Below are 18343 nucleotides of genomic sequence, written 5' to 3' on the forward strand. Positions count from 1 at the left end.
GGCAATTTACGACTCAAGATGCCCGCATCAAACTCAAGCGTCTCTATCCATCAATTCTTTCTTGACAGACTACTAGGCCTGCGGCTGAATCTAACTGATCGAGTTTCCGTGCAGCGACTTTCCAAAGTGACTGGGGACAGGCGCGACGAGCAATTTTAGTATCTTGCCCATTAAAAATATCTTCGGTGCCAATGTTGCCGAATGATTGAATCATCCTCACTGTGCAATATGCAGCTATCCCCTGATGGTCTTCTCTATTGTCCTCCTATTTTTAGGAATATCCTCTTAACTTTTAGTTTTTCGCTTCTCTCTCGTAGGGTGCGTTGCTGTCCAGCAAATACACCATTAAATACCCGCAAGGTATCCTAGAAGATTAGCGATCACTTCACCCTAAATCTACTGCGTCCTCACTGGTTCCAGGTATCACAGAAGGCACCTGGAAAGTATTTATCGCAAATGGGAAGTACAAAGCCGTACTGAGGCGATCGCCCAGGCACTAGACAAACTAGGAGTTCTCAATTCACTATCGCTGAGTTGATGGTTCAGTGTACGATCGCAGCGCCCATCATGCTTGCAAATCTGACTTGGATACGCGATCGCCTCGTTCAATCACTCGACCCATTTTCAGCAGGCTGATTGCCCTACTGCTGTTTATTAGTCTAATAGTTCCATTCCCGCTGACTCCCAATTTCCTTTGTTCTGCGGCACAGGCGGCGATCGCGCAGCCTGATCGCGTGCCGCTGACGCTAGAAATTCTGCAAGATCGGCTCAAAACTTTAGTGCAAAGCGATGGGTTGCCCACGGTTAATTTGCATGGATTAATCATTGATTTGAGTCCAGAGAATAGCGACTTTCGCAACCAGTTTTATCGATTGGTGCAAGCCCAAATTCAGCGTCCCGGTACGCCAGTGGGATTGGATTTGAGCAATTCTGTGATCAAAGGTGATTTTCAAGTCAGTCAGCTTGGGCTACGAGCGCCGCTATATGGACAGGCACTCGCTCCCATTTTCTCTGCAACCGAGCAAGGGCAACTTCAGCGCGATCGCCGCCGCCTATCTCAATTAGGCAAGCTTTCCAAATCCTTGCTGACCACGCCCAATCTTGATCCTCAAGCGACCTCACTGCAAATCACGGCTTTTCGCGGTGCCCTTAAAATGATGCAAGCTCGATTTATGGGCAATGCAGATTTCACCAACACCTTTTTTCTGAATCGAGTTGAAGCGCAAGGCACGCAATTTTTGCAAACCGCTGACTGGTCGCAAGCCCGGTTTAGTCAGTCTACTAATTTTGCGGGAGCTTCCTTTAGCCGCGATGCCCGTTTTCGCAGCAGCATCTTCTTCACCAAAGTGGATTTTGATCAAGTGCAGTTTCAAGGCGCTGTCAATTTTCAGAACAGTGAGTTTCAGGCAACTGCAAATTTCAATCGGGCAGTTTTTCAGCAAACGGCAAATTTCTCCCGGATTCAGTGGCAAGGAAACGCCGATTTTGCTCAGACACTTTGGCACGATCAGGTACTTTTCACACGCAGCACCTTTAGCCAAGCTCTATTTCTTGCTGATGCGGTATTTGACAAAACGGTGTTGTTTCGGGAAGTGCGATTTAATCAGCCTGTGAATTTGCGGGGGGCGACTTTGCTAGGGCGGATGGACTTTGGCTATGCCGGATTTGCCAAAGGCGCTCATTTAAACGTGCCGGGATTGAGGTTTGATTCTGATCAGGCAAAAATTGTCGGGAATCCGGGGCAGATTGGCAAATATATTTCCGTGCCAACGCTGCAAGGCAATGAGAATTTACTACGGGAGTTGGTGCGGAACTTTCGGCGGTTGGAGCAAATTTCAGATGCAAATCAGTTGGAATATACGCGAGAGCGGTTACGGTGGGGAGAACTGCGGCAGCAAGTCTATGGCGTTAATATCAATACGGCAAAGATCGCACAGTTAACGCGGCTGGGATTCTCTGCTGACCAAGCCACCGCGATCGCTCAACGGCGCACCCAACTTCCCTTCCGCAACCCAACAGAATTGCTGTCGCTGGGAGCAGTCGATCTGGCAACCTACATCAATGTGCGAGATCGCGTGGTTGCCAGAGATGTCATGTCGCCTAGCCAAGAAGCGCTGAGTCGGATCGGCACGGGGCTAGCGTGTATCAGTCTAGGATTGCTGTTGTTGCTCAGTCGCTATGGCACCAACACTTGGCTGATTTTTGGAGTGGGGCTGGTGGCGATCGCCTATTTTGGCGTGTTGTTTTGGCTGGTCGATCGCTGGCGACGCATCACCCCCAACCCAATCGTGCCCTCGCCTACCGAAGCAATTTGGGTGATGAGTACTTACAGCCTGCTGTCTTTAGCAGGATTTAGCGCCATTTTTCGTAACGCCGAATATCCAGGTTGGACGCTGCTGAGCTTAGGCGCGATCGCGGTTCCCTTTCCGGCGCTGCTGCTGCTCCGGCTCTATCAAAAAGGGCGATATCATTCCTTAATGACTGTCAGCTACTTTAGCGAAGAAGGTTCTCTGCGCCAGTTACGCATTCTCATTGGGCGACTTCCCATCGTGCCTCGCTTCGAGATGTTTCGTGAACGCTATGTTCCCATCTTGTGGGATCGCCGCTGGAGTTGGCTCAACTACTTTGACTTCAGCTTTAACAACTTGCTGAAATTTGGCTTTAACGACATTCGCCTGCGCGATGAACATCTGCCCGGACTGATTACGACCCTGGTTTGGTATCAGTGGGCGCTCGGAATTCTCTACATTGCCCTCCTGCTCTGGACGCTCTCTCGCACCATTCCCGGACTCAATCTGTTAATTTACTTTAAGTGATGAACAGGGAGAGTATTGCTATCCTCTCAACTGAAGAAATTGAGGGATCATATTAACGAGCAGTCTCCCTAGTAGCCTCTCGCAGCCGCTCCACATCGCGCATGGGGGGTGCACCAAAGAGCCGCTTGTACTCCCGATTGAAATGCGAGGTATCGTCATAACCCACACGGTAGGCAGCACTGGTCGCGTCAAGGTTTTGCCCCAGCATCAGACGGCGAGCCTCTTGGAGCCGCAGTTGCTTTTGGAACTGCAACGGACTCATGGTAGTGACCGACTTGAAGTGGTGATGGAAGCCCGAAACACTCATTCCCATCTCTCGTGCGATGGTTTCCATCCGAAGTGGTTCGTTAAAGTCTTTACGCAGGCGATCGACAGCTTTGGCAATGTGGTGGGTGTAGCCACCGAGCACAGCAATCTGACGCAGCCGATTTCCTTGCGTTCCCATCAGCAGTCGATAAATGATTTCACGCTTAATCAAGGGGGCAAGCACAGGCGCTTCAGCCGGGGATTCGATTAGCCTGACGAGTCGCACGACAGCGTCTAATAGAGCTACATCTAATGGACTGACGTCGATCGCTTTTACATTGGCACCTTGTTGTGCTGAGGGGTAGCCTGCCTCAACCATGGCTGAGCCAACTAGGGTAGGGTCGAGATCGAGACGAAGACCCAAGTACGGTTTTTCCTGGGTTGCTTCTAAAATGCGGCTAGCAATCGGCAGTGCGACTGTCCCTAGCAAATAATGCATTGGGTCGTACTGATAGCGATCGCTGCCTAAAAGGACTTCTTTGCTGCCTTGAGCAATCACACAAAAGGCAGGAATAGAAACATTATGCATGCATTCCGAAGGAGAAGAAAGACGGTTGAAGTGCAATCCTTTCAGTGGCTCGATCGCTCCATCCTGACGAATCGCTTGGGTAATTCGCTCCGTTAGTTCCTCTCGGCTGGCTTCCGCTCGGTCTGCCTCGCGCTTAGTCTGAAGGTCATTCATCAACGCTCTACCGAATTTTTCACTTGTTCTTGCAGCGTTCATTTCTGATGCCCGTTCAAATAGATTTATGGACGCATCAACGTCTAGAAAGGATTTGGCAGCTAAGCCTATATAAGAATCTAGCGTGGCTTGCGTCGAAATCAGTGCAAGTTTACAGGATTGTACAACCATTCTAGACAATCATCCTATTGCTTGCCTTTCAGGGTTCCTAGAATGAGGTTAAAGCAATGAAACAGGGATTCCGGCTTCCCGCAAGCGTCTGGATTTTTATTCAAGAGAAAACTCATGAAGGGGGGCTTGATGCATCTGAAATGGTTTGTCATTCAGCGAAGAAACTGCGGCAGGAGAATGCTGATTTTGGTGGTCGCCCTAGCAATGTCCCTGAGTGGCTCAGCTTGCCGCGCCGATGACAGGATGCCTGACAGTGCCCCATCGAAGCAGCCGATTAAACGATCAACCCAACAAGCAAACAGTATGAAGATCAACATCAAAATTGGAGACAAAGCCGTTACAGCCACGTTAATCGACAACCCCACCACACGAGATTTTGTCTCCCTGCTGCCATTAACGCTGACGATGAACGATTTGTTTGGCAGAGAAAAGTTTGCTCACCTGCCAAGAGCGCTTTCGGAGGAGGGAGGGCGAACCAAAACCTATGACGTTGGAGACATCATTTACTGGTCTCCCAGTTCTGATGTGGCTATTTATTATCGCCATGATGGACAGGCTATCCCCGACCCCGGCATCATCACGATCGGCAAGATCGATGCTGCCCTAGAGACACTCAACGAAGCATTGAATGTTCCTGGTTCTGTCAACATGACGATAGAGCGAATTCACTAGAAAGGTCAAAGGAAATAGAAATGAAACTGCTTACGACCACGATCGCATCATCTTTTTTGCTGGCTTTGGGGTTCTTTCCTCTGGCACAAGCACAAGCCCCATCGGGTAATAACCCACAACCTGTAGAGGTGAGGCGAAACGGTTCGCAGCCTTCCACCAGAGGATCTGCCGAAAACTTTACAGGTTCCGTCCGCATTGACCCCCTATTCTCAGCAGAAAGCCCAGCCCGCGCAGGTGGTGCCAGTGTCACCTTTGAGCCTAGGGCACGCACTGCGTGGCATATGCATCCGTTGGGGCAAACCCTAATTGTGACGGCTGGATCTGGCTATGTCCAGCAATGGGGCGAACCAATTCAAGCAATCAAACCCGGTGATGTCGTCCGCATTCCACCCGGTGTAAAACACTGGCACGGTGCTACAGCCACTACAGCTATGACGCACATCGCCCTTCAGGAACAACTCGACGGCAAGGTTGTGGACTGGATGGAACAGGTCAGCGACGAGCAGTATCAGACACCAAACGTAACCCAGTAGGAGCATTTATTGATACACATATGGAGAACTTCATGACACACCGCATTCTCATACCAACCCTCTTGATGAGTGCGATCGGTGCGATGGCAGCAGTTGCACTTGACGAAACGCGCGCCTCTAAGATCTCCCAGGCACCCGCCCAGAGATCTACTGTGGTTGAGGGGGCGGACAACTTCTATAAGAGCGACAAGGTGACCATGCAGAAGGTCACGTTCAAGAACCAATACAACATGCAAGTTGCCGGGGCTCTCTTCATTCCCAAAACCTTGAATCAGACCGCCAAGAATGCCGCAATCATCGTCGGGCACCCAATGGGTGCAGTTAAAGAACAAAGCTCGAATCTGTACGCCCAAAAACTGGCTGAACAGGGATTCGTCACCTTGTCCCTCGATTTGTCCTTTTGGGGCGAGAGTGAGGGACGAACCCGCAACGCTGTTTTGCCGGATATGTATGCCGAGGATTTCAGTGCTGCGATCGATTTTCTAGGCACCCGACCATTCATTGACAGAAACCGGATTGGCGTTCTTGGGATTTGCGGCAGCGGCAGCTTTGTCATCAGTGCCGCCAAGATCGACCCGCGGATGAAAGCCATTGCGACGGTCAGCATGTATGACATGGGTGCGGCATACCGTAATGGGCTGAAGCATTCAACAACCCTCGAACAGAGGCAGAAAGCGATCGCGGAGGCGGCTGAGCAGCGCTATGTGGAGTTCACTGGCGGCGAGACCAAATACACAGGCGGCACAGTGCATGAGCTTAACGAGACCACCCACCCCATTCAGCGCGAGTTTTACGACTTCTACCGCACTCCCAGAGGCGAATACACCCCCACAAGTTCGTCGCCGCAACTGACAACGCACCCGACACTGACCAGCATCGTCAAGTTCGGAAACTTCTACCCATTCAACGACATTGAGACAATTTCACCTCGTCCCATGCTTTTCATCACGGGGGCAGAGGCGCACTCCAGAGAGTTCAGTGAAGATGCTTACAAGCGCGCAGCCGAGCCAAAAGAACTCTACATCGTTCCGAACGCGGGACACGTCGATTTGTACGATCGGGTGAACCTGATCCCGTTCGACAAGCTCACGTCCTTTTTCAATCAGCATCTCAGTCAGTAAGCGAGCAACACAAGGAGTAAAAAATGACAACGAATGAGAACGGCTTCACAGGAAAGGTTGCGTTTGTGACCGGAGCAGCGAGTGGCATCGGCAGAGCGACGGCGCTGGCGTTTGCCCGTGAGGGTGCCAGCGTGGTGGTTGCTGATGTTTCGGAACCGAGCAATCAAGAAACGGCACGCCTGATCGAGGAACTGGGCGGACAGGCGATCGCTGTTAATTGCGACGTGACACAAACCGAAGACGTGAAGGCGGCGCTGGACAAAACCATTGAGGCGTTCGGGCGGCTGGACTTTGCCTTCAACAATGCGGGCATCGAGCCGAAGCAGGCAGCCCCGGTTGCGGAGTACGACGAGGAGGAGTGGAACCGGATTATCGACATTGACCTGCGCGGCGTTTTCCTGTGCATGAAGCACGAGATCCCGCTGATCCTCAAGCAGGGACGCGGCGCGATCGTCAACACATCTTCCGGTGCGGGAGTCATCGGCATTAAGGGCAGCCCCGCATACACCGCCGCAAAACATGGCGTGATTGGACTGACCAAGGCAGCGGCGCTCGACTATGCGTCGCAGAACATCCGTGTCAACGCTGTCTGTCCCGGCTACATCGACACCCCCATGATGGGTCGCTTCACGGGTGGCACAGACAAAGGGCGCGCGAAGGTGATTTCAGAGGAGCCAGTCGGACGGATGGGTACGCCTGAAGAAATCGCGGCAGCCGTCCTCTGGCTTTGCTCGGACGCGACCGCCTTCGTCATTGGGCATGCCCTGGTCATCGATGGCGGTCAAACGGTGCAGTAATGAAGCATTGTCCGCCATCACCATCAACAAATGACTCATATCGCCACTAGCAGGCACTCGACGGCAAACCCGTGGAATGGCTGGAACAGCCGCATGAGACACTTCCAGTGCAAGGGGCGCGATATCCCGAAAAGCTGGAGCAAATGACGGGTCGCTAACGGCAAAAATGTGTTCTCTATCCGAACTCCCCACCCCGAACCTCGAACTCCATCAAGCCTCAATGAACGTCCCGATCGCCTGAGCCGTGATGTCGGGTTTTTCCAAATGAGGCACATGTCCACAGTTGGGCACCCACACAAGCTGGCTGTGGGGCAAGGCAGCGGTAAACTTTTCGACATCGGCGATTCCCAGAATGCGATCGCGATCGCCCCAAATAATCAGCGTGGGTTGGGTGATTTGGGCGATTTTGTTAGCCAGAAAGTTGTAGCCATTGCTTTTAGTGAAGGCAATTAGGGCTTGTTGCCAGCCGGAAAGCTGGAGATGTAGCGCGGCGCACAGTTCAGCATCGGCAGTGACAAAGCTGGGGTCAGTATAGGCTTGCAAGCTCACCCGACGACGAACGCCGGGACGACGCAAAAATTCGGTGGCGAGATATCCGAGGGGCGGAATCATAAATTTGCCCATTTCTGGACCGGCGGCAAAACCAGCGCTGTCGATTAAGATCAGTTGCTTGACGGCTTCAGGATAGGTTAGGGCAAAGTCGATCGCGGCGGCTCCGCCCATGGAAGCACCCACCAGCACCATCGGCTGATTAATCAGGGTTTTCCAGGTGCAGTAAAGATGGGTTTTAATGGCAGCAGGCGTGAAAGGTACATCGGCTGGGCGATCGGTGAAGCCAAACCCCAATAGATCTAAATTCCAAGTTGCATGATTGATCGCCAGAAGGGGCTGCAATCGCCGAAATTCAAATACAGAGCTATCAAAGCCATGTAGCAGCAAAATTGGCGGGTTGCCTACGCCTTGCTGTACAAATGCTGTGGCGATCGCGTCTGCTTTAAGCGGCGTCAAAATCGCTTGTCGCTGAATTTGCTTTGCCAACTCAATCGAGATGGGTTCAGTCAGTTGAACAACGGTGGCAGGTAGGAAATTTGGATACATTTCTTTAGTTTACAGGGCAACCGTTTACAGCTAGCCTTTAGCATGGCAGGCTAGAACTCACTCTTTTGCTGATTTTCTGATGACTCCTGACCAAGAGCAAGCCGTTTTAGACCTCCGCACTCGCAACGTCGCCCCAAAGCAAATTGCCCGTCAGCTTGGGCTGCGCCCAGCAGAAGTGAGCGCTCTCATTAGAGCATATGCCGAACAAGCGGCGACGACTCGGCTGGCAACTGGCGAGCTATACCCACTTTTTCAGTGCTTAATCAATCAAAATTGCTTAATTGAGTTGCTGCCGGAACGCCAAACGGAAAGCGCGATCGCCCCTTCAGCCGAATTAGAAGACGATGCTGATGCTGGATTAGCCGTGATTATTTTATCTCGCAAGGCGGGGTTTAATCGGCTCGAAGTTTGCACCTATTTAGTCGATTTGTGGTGTTTAGGCGTGAAAGATGTATCGGGTCCACGCCTATTGGATTCCAGCACCTACAAGGACTTTATGGAATTTGCTTATAAGCCTTTTCCGGCGGGAACCGAAGAAATCTCTTTGGAACTGGCTCAAGCGATCGTCTTTGGCGGTATTGAATATGCCAAAACTCTAGGCTTTCAAGCCCATCCAGATTTTGAACAGGTGCGATCGCAGTTAGGAAAGCCAGTGGAGACCTGGAGCGGCACACCCGTTTTAACCTTTGGGCGGCACGGCAAGCCCTGCTATATTAATGGTCCCTATGATGACCCGATCAAAACCCTGAGAACTCTGCGGGAAACGGTTGGCGAAGGAAATTTTGACTTTATCTTGGGCGATGGCAGCTAGCGATCGCAAACTTGCCTGAACCCAATTCATTCCTTAGCTTAAAGCTCAGGTTGCCTTGAACCCATTGCCATTTGAACGACAAATGACACGCCTCCCACTTGGTGATAGCGATCTGCCCAAGCTCGGATTACTTCATCAAGTTCTTCAATTGCCTGATCAATGCGATCGGTAGGAATATCTAACTCCTCCAAAATCCGCATCACTTGGGGATGACGATTTGCCCAGTCATTCATCAAGCGAAAATATTGAGCGGTATCTTCGACCATGATGAACGTGCGCTCCTCATCCGCCGCAGGAGAATAAGAAACGCGGGTGAGCGCATAAAAGGGCATCCCCCAAGGCGAGTCAATTCGAGTGACAGTGCCAGAATACAGAAGACGACGTTTAATATGCTCTGCCAGTGCTTCGCTGATGGGCATCCGCCGATCGCTCGGCAAATCTTCTTGCGATCGCCCATGTAAAAACTCAATCAGATCCAAAAATTGAAACGAGTTAATAATCTGAGCATCTGGCAAACTGCGATCGCCTAGTTTTTGTTCAAGCTGCCGCTTTTCTTCAGACGTTAAACTAGACCCTGCAATTCGCGATCGTCCCGGCTGCCACGGAAACTGCTCTATCCACACATAGGGAAACTGAATCAAGTAGCGAGGCTCCTGAGACCCAAGCATTTTGAGCAGTTTCCCTTCTGTTAAAGCTTCTCGAACTTCCTCGACGATCGCCTTAACGCGCTTCGGCTCAATGTGATGCAAGTGCCCCGTCATGCGGAGATTGTGTTCTTGCTCCAAATAAGTCATGTAAATGGCACACTTTGCCGCTGTTGCCGCCGCGTCTAAAAACGCTCCGTGTCGGTGCCCACCAGTCCGCATCGCGCTAAACGCTAAATAAAGCATGATTTGATCCATCGCACTTGGACTAAGGCGCTTGATCAAATCGATATCGTTGGTCATGTTTAAACTGCTATTCCTCTAAACCGTAATGCTACGAGTATTTTGGGTACAATACTCATGCTCCATAATAAGTCCACTTTTTATAGATAAGCGGTTTTTTATGAGCCAATAATGCTGTCACAACTCGCCCTACGAACTGCTATAGCTTAACCATGCTTAACAGACGCTTCAAAGCATCATTGTTGACAGTTAACATAAGTATTCCCTGAATTTACTTGTATGAAGCGGATGGCGCTTCAAAAATATCAGACTTCGCAGCTTTAACCAAATTCAGTTGCCTCCAATTCTCTCCTGTCTCTAAAGTTAGTTTGAGTGAAATTACGTAGCTTAACCGATGCAAAATGGTAAGTCAGCGCTGCGCGATCGCTTAAGCCTTACAATAGTGCGTATTCAAATATAATAAACTTTTGCAAAGCCCACTTTAGATTTTCAAAACAACCTTTACGAAGCAACACAAGCCAACTATCCCTTAACTTAGGAGAGCAGTTAGCCATTAATCTCAGTAAAAAACCTGATTTCTCTCATGCCTCGATTTATCATACTGAGAAGACAATATTTTTCAGAATCTAGTGGGGCAATCTCAGCTAAACGCTTTTGTACGTTCCCTAATTCCTATTGCAAGGTTTGCATCCCGTGAATTACCTCGATTCAGAACATCCAAAAGTTCTTGTAGTAGATGATCATCCCTCTAGCAGGATGACAGCAGTTGCACTGTTATCGGTTGAAGGCTACGACGTGATCGAAGCAGATAGCGGTCCAAGCGCTCTGGAAATAGTCAATTCTGGCAATCCAGATTTGATTTTACTAGATGTGATGATGCCAGGGATGGACGGGTTTGAAGTGTGTCGTCGCCTCAAACAAGATGAACATACTCGGCTGACCCCCATTATATTCATCACAGCATTGGACGATCGCCGCTCTCGGTTGCGCGGGATCGAAGCAGGGGGCGATGACTTTCTCACCAAACCCTTCGATCAGCTAGAGCTATCAGCACGGGTTAAATCACTAATCCGGCAAAAGCGGCTGAATGAAGACTTAGACCATGCCGAGAAAGTCTTATTTTCGATCGCACGCACCATCGAAAGCCGCGACCCCAACACAGGTGACCATTGTGAGCGCTTAGTCGCTCGTGGTAAAGAATTTGGCGAATTTTTGGGGCTGGCTCGTGGGGAAGTTCGCGATTTAATGTGGGGTGGCTATTTGCACGACATTGGCAAAGTGGGCATTCCAGATGCAGTTTTATTAAAACCAGGAAAACTTACCCCCGATGAATGGGAGATTATGCAGCAACATGTTTCCATCGGTGAGCAGATTTGCCAACCCTTGCGAACCATGCGTGGAGTGGTGCCCATTATTCGGTATCACCACGAACGCTGGGATGGTTCGGGTTATCCTGATGGATTAGCGGGTGAGCAAATTCCACTCTTGGCGCAGATCTTTCAACTCATTGATATTTATGATGCCCTTACCAGTGAGCGTCCTTACAAACGCGCCTTTACTCATACTGAAGCCCTGAATATTTTGGATGAAGAAACGGCAAAGGGCTGGCGTAATCCAGAATTAATGTCGAAGTTTAAGGCATTTATTCTATCAACCCTGCAAGAAGATACCATTCCGGCGAGTGCAATGATTCAACCTGCGTCTTCTGCTGCGTAAGTTTTATATGAAAGCCTTAGTTACTGGAGCCAGCGGATTTACAGGATCGCATTTGGTTAAAGCGCTCAATCAGCGAGGTGATTGCGTGGTTGGCTTTGTCCGCCAGTCTAGCAATTTACACCGCTTGGCAGACTGTCAGGTCGATTTGGTCTATGGGGAAATTAGCGATCGCGCTGCCATCCAAGCTGCCATGATCGGGATAGATGTAGTGTTTCATCTGGCTGCCTATGTAGAGCTAGGCATTGTCAACGAAGCAGAGATGCAGCGAGTAAACGTAGAAGGCACTCGTGCGATCGTGGAAGCCGCCCAAGCGACAGGAGCCAAACTGGTCTATTGCAGCACCATTGGCATTTTTGGCGATACCAACGGGCAAACGGTCGATGAAACTTTTGTGCGTCAACAGCAAGGGTTTTCCTCTGCCTACGATCGCACCAAGTATGAAGCCCAACAACTGGTTGATCATGCTGCCGCCCAAGGATTACAGACCGTTAGCGTCTTACCCTCTGGCATTTTTGGCGTAGACGATCCTCATTTCGGTCCCGTGCTTCAGTCTTTTTTGAAAGGACGCTTAAAACTGTGGGCAGGTGGGCAACGAGTCACCGGAATTGTGCAAGTAGATGATTTAGCGATCGCTCTGCTGTTAGCCGCCGAAAGAGGGGAATCAGGCGCACATTACATTATTTCTGCCGGTGACCTAACAACCCGCGAAATGTTTGAGATCCTAGGGCGCGAAGTAGGAATTGCGGCTCCTGCGGATGCTCCAGAATGGCTTGTTCGCTTGTTAGGCAATCTGCTTGATCCCGTAGGACGCTTGCTATCTTGGCAACCGCCCCTCAGCCGAGAGCGGGTTCACTATATCTACGATCGCTGTGTGCGAGTGGATGCCACAAAAGCACGAGAAGAACTCGGTTGGCAGCCGCGCTCCGTTGAACAAACCCTCAAAGAATTAGTCCTAGCTAGACGCTAACCTTCACCTATCAAGCTTTTGCCAAATCTAGTCGCGACTTCGACAGTGAAGTCTTCTCAATGAGTGGTCATACTTTATCGTTTATAATACCGTGCCAGAGCAGTTCGCTGCGACTCAAACCTACCCTTAAGCAAAGCGAACCCCTAGTCTTCTTTTTAGCTCGTAGCTTACAGTGGAGAAGCGCGGCACCCTAAAAACCTAGTACCGTTCGGTTGGAGCTTAGTTAAGCCCAAAACCTGACACCTAAAACCTGACATCTAATTTTTAAGAGGGGAGTGAACGATGAAAATTGGGTCTGAAGCTCACAAAGATCTGTTTTGCCAAAGCTTTATGAATAGCCATTTGCAGTATGAACCCGAAACACTGGCTTGGCCCGAACTCGACAGTGCCATGATTGAACGGCTCCAACGAATTCCCTTTTGGGATGAGGCGTTATATACCGAACGGAAAGCAGGTGTAATGTTGAAAGCTTATGCTGAAACGGTGGAAGACCCAGAGATTCGAGCGGCGATCGCGCTTCAAGCGGCAGAAGAAGCCCGTCATGGTCGGGTGATTGGCTATATGATTAATCACTACGGCATTCAAGTCGCTGAAAGAGCCGAAAAGCCGTTACCTGAAGACTTAGAGCCTGCTTTTATTAAATTTGGCTATGGCGAATGCTTTGATTCATTTTTTGCCTTTGGCTTGTTTGGTATTGCCCGTCAGGGTGGCTTTATTCCCGATGCGCTGTTCAATATTTTCAACACTCTCGTAGACGAAGAAGCTCGCCATATGGTGTTTTTCGTCAACTGGATTGCCCACAAGCAAATTGTTGAAGGTCGGGGAGCGCTGCGTCCATTTTCCTCAGTACAGCAATATACAGGGGCAGCATTTCGGCGATTGGATAACTTTATGAGTATGGGTAAAAAGGGCAAAAAGAAATCGACGAACCAAAAAGGGTTTACCGCAGCAGGAGCCAAAGCGGTGAAAGTCGATTTGACCCTAGAAGCCTTTTTGGAAATGTGCATTGCGGAAAATGCCAAGCGGATGCAGGCGTATCCTGAAGAACTGCTGCGCCCCGATTTCCTGCCTGCGATCGCGTCCCTTGCTTTTAATACAGTAAAACTCTTACCAAAACGGAAAGTTAGCCAGCCCGTGGGTGAAGTGGGAGCAAGAGGCTAGAAAAGCTTTGAATACTCTCATTCAAACTATTTTGGTGCCTCAAGGGGCAGAATATCGAGCAGTTTGTCGAGGGTTGCGGGGCGTTGTGGAGCCGCCGACCGTGTTGCCCACGCCTGCTGGAGCCGCGATCTCGCCTTACTTGCGATCGCTACAAACCGCAGATTATTTTTACAAAGGACAGCGAGTTTTATTGATGGGCTTATGCGGTGGATTAACTGCCAAATGGGCGATCGGTGATGCTGTGCTGTATGGCGATAGTTTTTCCCCCGCACTCCAAACTCCGAACTCCAAACTCTATGCGTGCGATCGTAACTTAACTGCCGAACTCCAGAGCCGACTGAACGTGCCGATTGTGCAAAGCGTGACGAGCGATCGCGTCATCTCCACGATTCACGACAAACAGCAGCTTGCGACTCAGTTCAACGCCGATGTAGTGGATATGGAAAGTGCCGCTGCGTTGGAAATCTTGAACGCGATCGGGGTTTCTGCTGCTATCCTGCGTGTCGTTAGTGATGACTGCCATCACAATATTCCCAATCTCAGCCATGCCTTTAATGCCGAGGGTTCCTTACAGCCTGTGGCTTTGGCGATCGCCCTGCTCCGCCAACCGATCGCAGCCACTCACTTAATCCGTGGTTCCCTACACGGGCTAAAAAATTTGCAAGCATTGACCCAACGGCTATTTACCTTTTAGGTAGGGGGTATTAATCGGACTCGCCAGCGGGATAAGTTCGTCCTTTCCAGGCTCCGCCTTGTCCGCGCCAGTGACGGATTGCCGAATCGATTGTCATTAAGTTATAGAGCAGGGCGATCGCGGGTAAACAGATCGCCCACACAGGAGACAATTGATACAGCCGCACGGTGGGCAAGTATGCGATCGTCATCAGCACCCAGCCTAATAAACCCGCCGCGCTCAGCATCCAGTTTTGGGTTAACGCTCCACTGAAAGCGGCGATCGGGGAAACCAAATAGACCAACATCATACCAAACACGGTGCCCACCAGCAACAGCGGCGAGTAGCCCAACTGGGTGTAGGCAGTGCGCGCCACCATATCCCAAATCGTTGCCAGGGTATCGTAAGGGCGGAGGCTGCGCGTACTTTGCGTCAATCCCAGCCAGATTTTGCCAGACGGGGCAGACGTGCTAAACGATGAGCGATCGCGTTCCTTTGCTGCCCTAGTTCCTTGCCCTTTCACCTGTTGCGCCAAGGAGCAATCATCAATTAAAGCTTGCCGCAAACTTTGCAGTCCGCCAATCCCGGTCAGTGCTTGCCGCCGCATTAGAATACAACCCCCAGCCGCAGCCGCAGTTGCACGATTAGGATCATTCACCCAAGGAAAGGGATACAGCTTTTGGAAGAAGAAGACAAACGTAGGAATCAGCAATTTTTCCCAAAAGCTTTGACAGCGGAGCAGCACCATCAGCGAAACGAGATCTAAGTCATTGTGCTGGGCTTTGGTCACCAGTTGCAGCAAATTTGCGCGATCGTGTTCAATATCGGCATCGGTCAACAAAAAATAGTCTGGCAACGGATCGAACGTTTGAGCCTGTTGAACGCCTTGCTCCATCGCCCACAGTTTGCCCGTCCAGCCAGCGGGTAGCGGTTTGGCACTCATGACCGTTAGCCGATCAGATTGATTCAGTTCCGCCGCGATCGCCACCGCAATCGCACCCGTCCCATCCGTACTTTGGTCATCGACTAAAACAATGTGAAACTGCCCCGGATAGTCTTGCAGCAACAGCGATCGCAGGGTCATCGGCAGCATATCCGCTTCATTTCGAGCCGGAATTATGGCGCAGACGAAAGGAAATAAATTTTGAGTTTTAAGTTTTAAGTTTTGAATTTTAGAATTTAACTCAACATTCAAAACTGAGAACTCGGAACTATTATCTAGCCGCTGATCACACCGCCAAAACTGTCCCCAAAACGCCAGCAGTCCCGCCCAAATTAGCGTAGACAGTAGCGCCATCATCAAACCTACTTCACCCATCCGCACGATTGCCAAACTCAACGTTACAAGGGCACAATACATCAACGGTGGGGAGGAGTGGAAATCAATGCAAACGCAGGATCAAGTTTCGCAGTCAAATATATCGCTAGAAAAACTGCATCAGGCAATCGATCGCAGCCAAAACTATCTGCTGTCGCTCCAAACCGCAGAAGGCTACTGGTGGGCAGCGCTAGAATCGAACGTGACGATGGCATCGGAAACGGTGCTGCTGCATAAAATTTGGGGCACCGATGCGACTCGTCCGTTGCACAAAGTTGAAAACTATCTGCGGCAACAACAGCGCGATCATGGCGGTTGGGAGCTTTTTTATGGCGATCGCGGCGAACTCAGCACCAGTGTTGAAGCGTATATGGCACTGCGGTTATTGGGCGTACCTGCCTCTGATCCAGCATTGCAACGGGCGCGCAAATTTATCTGCGATCGCGGCGGCATTAGCAAAACCCGTATTTTCACCAAGTTTCATCTGGCGTTGATCGGCTGCTATGACTGGAGCGGCTTGCCCTCTCTTCCCCCTTGGCTAATGCTGTTGCCCGACAGTTTCCCGATTTATGAAATGTCGAGTTGGGCGCGGGGCAGCACTGTTCCCCTGCTGATTGTGTTTAATCAAAAGCCCTTGTATGCAGTCAATCCCGCGATTAACTTGGATGAACTCTATGCCGAAGGTCGCAATCATGCCAAGTTTGAACTGCCCAGCAAAGGCGACTGGAGCGATGTCTTTTTGTGGCTCGATCAAGCCTTTAAGTTAGGAGAAACGCTGAATCTCGTGCCGTTTCGCCAAGAAGGAATTGCCGCAGCAGAAAAATGGGTACTGGAGCGCCAAGAACCTACAGGCGATTGGGGCGGCATTATTCCCGCCATGTTGAACTCGCTGCTGGCATTGAAGGCGCTGGGATACGATGCCAACGATCCGGCGGTGGTGCGGGGGATGCAGTCCGTCGATCGCTTTGCCATTGAAACAGAGGATTGTTATTGGATGCAGCCCTGCGTTTCGCCCGTGTGGGATACAGCGCTGGTCATCCGCGCCTTGGTCGATTCTGGCATTGCGCCCAATCATCCAGCGTTGGTCAAAGGTGCCCAATGGTTGCTGGATCACCAAATTTTGGAGTATGGCGACTGGGCGGTTAAAAATAAGGCTGGAAAGCCGGGAGCTTGGGCGTTTGAGTTTATTAATCGGTTTTATCCCGATGTGGATGATTCGGCAGTAGTCGTGATGGCGCTGAATGCGGTTCAGATGCCGAATGAACCGAGCAAACAACAGGCGATCGCCCGATGCGTGAATTGGATTGCCACCATGCAATGTCACGGCGGTGGTTGGGCAGCCTTTGACCTAAACAACGATGCCGACTGGCTGAACCAAGTGCCCTATGGCGATCTGAAAGCCATGATCGACCCTAATACCGCCGATGTGACGGCGCGGGTGCTGGAAATGGTGGGACGATTGGACAGCACCTCGCAGCGCTCGGTATCTTTGCCGCAAACTGCCATCGATCGCGCGATCGCCTATCTGCAACAAGAACAAGAACCCGAGGGCGGCTGGTTTGGGCGCTGGGGAGTCAACTACATCTATGGTACAAGCGGTGTTTTGTCAGCGCTCTCTTTATTAGCGACCAATCGCTGTCAGCAGGAAATCGATCGCGGTGCAAACTGGCTAGTTACCTGCCAAAACCAAGATGGAGGCTGGGGCGAAACTTGCTTTAGCTACAACGATCGCTCCTTAATGGGACAAGGTGATAGCACCGCCTCTCAAACTGCATGGGCGCTGACGGGATTGTTAGCCGCAGGCGACGCGACTGGTGCTTATGCAATGGCGGAGATCGAACGAGGCGTGCAATATTTGCTAGATACCCAACGCTCCAATGGCACCTGGGATGAAGATTACTTCACTGGAACGGGCTTTCCTGGGCACTTTTACCTCAAATACCACTTGTATTTACAGCACTTCCCCCTAACGGCGATCAGTCGCTATCGGGTGTTGCTTAATTCGTGATTTTTGCAGGAAAGGTTTTGGATAAATCTAAGATCAAATCAGGAAAGTGAGGCAGGGCGATCGCGTCATTGGGCAAAAACACTCTTTTAACTTGATAACCAAAATCTCCTTGCAATTTTTGATAAGGTTCGCTGTAAGTTTCTAAAACGTTTTCCAGCAGGTTAAAGATCCAGTAATCTTGAATGTTGTGTTCTGCATAAAGACTCAGCTTTGTTTCCTGGTCGTAGGTTAGAGAAGAGTCGGAAATTTCAATTAATAGCCATAGATCTTCCGAGTTTGGATGTGACTCTAAATAGTCATCAGAGCGATTCTTGACGATCGTCAAGTCGGGTTCTGGTTCACTATTAGTGAGAATGATTGGAGACTGGCATCGCACAGGGGCTTGATCAGCCAGCAATCTGGGAAACTCTCGAATCAACTTTGTTAAACAAACCTCGTGTGCGGTTCCTTTGGCTGCCATGTATACTAATTCTCCTCGAATCAATTCGATGCGATCGCTGGCTGTCAAAAAACCAAGCTCACCTAAGCGATGATATTCCTCTAGCGTGAAGCGTTTGATAGTAGGAGCTTGGGCGTGTTTACCTGTGGAAAGATTCATAGGAGTTT

General features: G+C 50.4%; 18 protein-coding genes. 12 read left to right on the forward strand and 6 right to left on the reverse strand.

The features are described from left to right. Positions 1–43 precede the first annotated feature (43 nt). Positions 44–214 carry a hypothetical protein gene (locus AB3R30_RS10695; protein ID WP_458649166.1) on the reverse strand — a complete coding sequence of 57 codons (171 nt, stop codon included), beginning with the start codon at positions 212–214 and terminating at the stop codon, positions 44–46. A 331-nt stretch (positions 215–545) separates the two neighbouring features. Here AB3R30_RS10695 and AB3R30_RS10700 point away from each other — a divergent pair, with 331 nt between their 5' ends. Beyond that, the gene (locus AB3R30_RS10700) at positions 546–2816 is read left to right on the forward strand and encodes a pentapeptide repeat-containing protein (RefSeq protein WP_458649167.1); all 2271 of its coding nucleotides are present in this window, start codon (positions 546–548) and stop codon (positions 2814–2816) included. A gap of 52 nt (positions 2817–2868) precedes the next feature. Here AB3R30_RS10700 and AB3R30_RS10705 read toward each other — a convergent pair whose 3' ends face one another. Then, a complete protein-coding gene (locus AB3R30_RS10705; RefSeq protein WP_458649168.1) occupies positions 2869–3804 on the reverse strand; it encodes an AraC family transcriptional regulator in 936 nt (311 codons plus the stop codon). Between the two features lie 227 nt (positions 3805–4031). Between AB3R30_RS10705 and AB3R30_RS10710 the strand changes: the two genes are divergently transcribed. Genes AB3R30_RS10710 through AB3R30_RS10730 form a run of 5 tightly spaced genes read left to right on the forward strand, consistent with a single transcriptional unit; the run spans position 4032 to position 7098 of the window. Continuing rightward, on the forward strand, positions 4032–4214 hold the full coding sequence (locus AB3R30_RS10710; protein WP_458649169.1) for a hypothetical protein: 183 nt from the start codon (positions 4032–4034) through the stop codon (positions 4212–4214). 4 nt (positions 4215–4218) lie between these two features. Further along, positions 4219–4647 carry a cyclophilin-like fold protein gene (locus tag AB3R30_RS10715; RefSeq protein ID WP_458649170.1) on the forward strand — a complete coding sequence of 143 codons (429 nt, stop codon included), beginning with the start codon at positions 4219–4221 and terminating at the stop codon, positions 4645–4647. Positions 4648–4667: 20 nt separating this feature from the next. After that, positions 4668–5180: a (R)-mandelonitrile lyase gene (locus AB3R30_RS10720; RefSeq protein ID WP_458649171.1), complete on the forward strand. Its 513-nt coding sequence runs from the start codon at positions 4668–4670 to the stop codon at positions 5178–5180. 32 nt (positions 5181–5212) lie between these two features. After that, the gene (locus tag AB3R30_RS10725) at positions 5213–6301 is read left to right on the forward strand and encodes an alpha/beta hydrolase (RefSeq protein ID WP_458649172.1); all 1089 of its coding nucleotides are present in this window, start codon (positions 5213–5215) and stop codon (positions 6299–6301) included. A 23-nt stretch (positions 6302–6324) separates the two neighbouring features. Further along, complete coding sequence (locus tag AB3R30_RS10730) at positions 6325–7098, forward strand: SDR family oxidoreductase (protein ID WP_458649173.1); 774 nt, start codon at positions 6325–6327, stop codon at positions 7096–7098. A gap of 210 nt (positions 7099–7308) precedes the next feature. Here the strand turns inward: AB3R30_RS10730 and AB3R30_RS10735 are convergent, their stop codons facing one another. Beyond that, positions 7309–8196, reverse strand: coding sequence for an alpha/beta fold hydrolase (locus AB3R30_RS10735; RefSeq protein ID WP_458649174.1), 888 nt, complete (start codon positions 8194–8196; stop codon positions 7309–7311). A 79-nt stretch (positions 8197–8275) separates the two neighbouring features. Here AB3R30_RS10735 and AB3R30_RS10740 point away from each other — a divergent pair, with 79 nt between their 5' ends. Continuing rightward, positions 8276–9007, forward strand: a complete 732-nt coding sequence (locus AB3R30_RS10740) for a hypothetical protein (protein WP_458649175.1) — start codon at positions 8276–8278, stop codon at positions 9005–9007. Between the two features lie 38 nt (positions 9008–9045). Here the strand turns inward: AB3R30_RS10740 and hetR are convergent, their stop codons facing one another. Continuing rightward, a complete protein-coding gene (gene hetR / locus AB3R30_RS10745) occupies positions 9046–9954 on the reverse strand; it encodes a heterocyst differentiation master regulator HetR (protein ID WP_458649176.1) in 909 nt (302 codons plus the stop codon). Positions 9955–10587: 633 nt separating this feature from the next. Between hetR and AB3R30_RS10750 the strand changes: the two genes are divergently transcribed. The 4 genes from AB3R30_RS10750 (at position 10588) to AB3R30_RS10765 (ending at position 14432) form a co-directional block, all read left to right on the forward strand. Continuing rightward, positions 10588–11610: an HD domain-containing phosphohydrolase gene (locus tag AB3R30_RS10750; protein WP_458649177.1), complete on the forward strand. Its 1023-nt coding sequence runs from the start codon at positions 10588–10590 to the stop codon at positions 11608–11610. A gap of 7 nt (positions 11611–11617) precedes the next feature. Then, on the forward strand, positions 11618–12577 hold the full coding sequence (locus AB3R30_RS10755) for an NAD-dependent epimerase/dehydratase family protein (protein ID WP_458649178.1): 960 nt from the start codon (positions 11618–11620) through the stop codon (positions 12575–12577). 282 nt (positions 12578–12859) lie between these two features. Continuing rightward, positions 12860–13738, forward strand: coding sequence for a ferritin-like domain-containing protein (locus tag AB3R30_RS10760; protein ID WP_458649179.1), 879 nt, complete (start codon positions 12860–12862; stop codon positions 13736–13738). A 7-nt stretch (positions 13739–13745) separates the two neighbouring features. Beyond that, complete coding sequence (locus AB3R30_RS10765) at positions 13746–14432, forward strand: 5'-methylthioadenosine/S-adenosylhomocysteine nucleosidase family protein (RefSeq protein WP_458649180.1); 687 nt, start codon at positions 13746–13748, stop codon at positions 14430–14432. Between the two features lie 10 nt (positions 14433–14442). Here the strand turns inward: AB3R30_RS10765 and AB3R30_RS10770 are convergent, their stop codons facing one another. Then, positions 14443–15771, reverse strand: coding sequence for a glycosyltransferase (locus tag AB3R30_RS10770; RefSeq protein ID WP_458649181.1), 1329 nt, complete (start codon positions 15769–15771; stop codon positions 14443–14445). A 25-nt stretch (positions 15772–15796) separates the two neighbouring features. On the opposite strand from AB3R30_RS10770, the gene shc reads away from it, so the two are divergent. Next, positions 15797–17737 (forward strand): squalene--hopene cyclase, encoded by a 1941-nt coding sequence (shc, locus tag AB3R30_RS10775; protein WP_458649182.1) that lies wholly within the window; start codon positions 15797–15799, stop codon positions 17735–17737. Here the strand turns inward: shc and AB3R30_RS10780 are convergent. Then, positions 17727–18335: a Uma2 family endonuclease gene (locus AB3R30_RS10780; RefSeq protein ID WP_458649183.1), complete on the reverse strand. Its 609-nt coding sequence runs from the start codon at positions 18333–18335 to the stop codon at positions 17727–17729. The two genes, shc and AB3R30_RS10780, sit on opposite strands and share 11 nt — an antisense overlap. Positions 18336–18343: the final 8 nt, after the last annotated feature.

This window comes from Sivoneniella epilithica UHCC 1019 (assembly GCF_040830845.1).
Taxonomy (GTDB): Bacteria; Cyanobacteriota; Cyanobacteriia; order Leptolyngbyales; family Leptolyngbyaceae; genus ULC077BIN1.